The 573-nt window shown below is 61.8% G+C and carries 1 protein-coding gene; it reads right to left on the minus strand.

The annotated features are described in order from the left end of the window. Positions 1-131: 131 nt before the first annotated feature. Positions 132-573, minus strand: a 442-nt coding sequence (locus tag EOA24_RS40390; RefSeq protein ID WP_133375083.1) for a GntR family transcriptional regulator, incomplete at its 5' end; no start/stop codon positions are given.

Genomic DNA, 573 nt, shown 5'->3' on the forward strand with positions numbered 1-573 from the left:
GTCTTACAAGGTGGCGTTGGTGCTCGACGCTGAGCAGGGCGTCTGGTCGTCGACTAGGAGGCCACCCCCGCCTCCGGGCGGTCTGGGCCAGCACGAAAGAGAGTGCGCCGGCGAATGACCGATAGCCTCGATCATGACCGCTTGGCGGCCGCGTCCTGCTCGTCGAAATACCGCAACAGGTTCATGCCGCCGCGCACGATGTCGCGTTCGATCGCCTTACGCGCCACTTTCTTGTTGCGGGCACGGAACGCTTGGATCACCGTCTCGTGCTCCTCCGCGCCAATATAGTCGTTCTCAGCCTGCTGATAATACACGTTGAGGATCGGGCCCATCGATACCCACAGGCTTTCGATCTGCGCAATCAGCATGTCCATCTTGGACAGGCGGTAGACGCTGAAGTGGAATTCGCGATTGGCGCGGCGGGCGCGTTCGGCGTCTCCAGAGGTTTCGCCGGCCACGAACTCACGGTGGATCTCGACAAGCCTTTCAGTATCCGCGTCCGAGACATGCTCGACGGCGAGTTCGGCCGCTAGTCCCTCGAGCGCGATACGAATGAGCCTGACCTGCCAGTAG

Source organism: Mesorhizobium sp. M2A.F.Ca.ET.039.01.1.1 (assembly GCF_003998035.1).
Lineage (GTDB): Bacteria > Pseudomonadota > Alphaproteobacteria > Rhizobiales > Rhizobiaceae > Mesorhizobium.